Source organism: Methylobacterium sp. Leaf88 (assembly GCF_001422795.1).
Taxonomy (GTDB): domain Bacteria; phylum Pseudomonadota; class Alphaproteobacteria; order Rhizobiales; family Beijerinckiaceae; genus Methylobacterium.
In genome coordinates, this window is the sequence record NZ_LMMK01000026.1 from 1 (window position 1) to 1175 (window position 1175).

Sequence of the window (1175 nt, forward strand, 5' to 3'; positions counted from 1 at the left end):
GCACCATCCGGACTTCGTGCCGCCGGGGCTGTCGGCCCGGTGCCGCCCGGTCGCCCTCGACGGCCCCCTCGTCGAGGCGGAGCGCGCCCGCCTCGATGCCGTCTTCGCCCGGATCCTCGCCGAGGACTGCGACTGGGATGCGGGCACCCGCCACTTCGCTTCCGCCGCCCAGTAGGCGCCGGTTCGTCCACGATCCGGCGCCTACGCGACACCCAGAGCACGCCCCCAGTCCTTACGCCCGACGAGACCGTCAGAATCTACCGAGTTGTGCATTTCGACGAGCCGCTTCGGCCGGGCAAAGAACGTGGATCAGCATCCATCGCCGTTGCGGTCTCCATCATGGCAATCGCTCGGCGCGACACACACGGAACGACCTTGTCTCCGGTAAATCGGTCGGACGGCATCCCGCGCAACCCAATCCATGAGAGGTCCGCACCATGGCATCGACGCAGACGTTTTCCCGCTTCTACTCGCTGGGAACGGCCGACAGTAAGAACGGCGACGACATGATCGCGATCGGCAGCAGATCGGGAGGGACGGAGGGCCAGTTCGTGCTCAGCGATCTGCCGTCGACCGACGGGTCCGACGACCCGAACATCCTGGGCGACACCCCGGCCGACAAGATGCAGATCGTCCAAACCGTCGGGGATCAATCGACCACTTTCACCAATCGGGAGTATGTCGGCCAGCTCGGAGATTCGGGCGGCGTCGTCACCCGCGTCTTTTCAGCAGCCAGGGGTGAGTACGTCTACCTCCTCTACTCGAACGATGTTTACGAGCCGGGGCAATCCATCACCGTCCAGCAGGATCCCTACGCCCTCTGCTTCGGATCCGGCACGCGCATCCTGACGACGCGGGGCGAGGTCGCCGTGGAGGACCTGCAGGTCGGCGACCGCGCCGTCACCGCCTCCGGCCGCCACCGTACGATCACCTGGACCGGCCATCGTGATCTCGGGGCAGAGCGGCCGCTGCCCGCCGACCAGTCGCCCATCCGCATCCGGGCCGGCGCCTTCGGCCACGGCCTGCCTAGGCGCGACCTCTTCCTCTCCCCCGGGCATCCCGTTCTCGTCGGCGCCGATGCCGAGGCTCAAGGCGGCGTACTCGTGCCGGTTATGTGCCTAGCCAACGGAACCACCATCGCCCGCACCAGCCTGGCGCGCGTCTCCTACTGGCAC

General features: G+C 67.4%; 1 protein-coding gene. It reads left to right on the forward strand.

The window, feature by feature from the left end; genetic code table 11:
- Window positions 1–437: 437 nt before the first annotated feature.
- On the forward strand, window positions 438–1175 hold a 738-nt coding region (locus tag ASF20_RS23455; protein ID WP_082501379.1), incomplete at its 3' end, for a Hint domain-containing protein.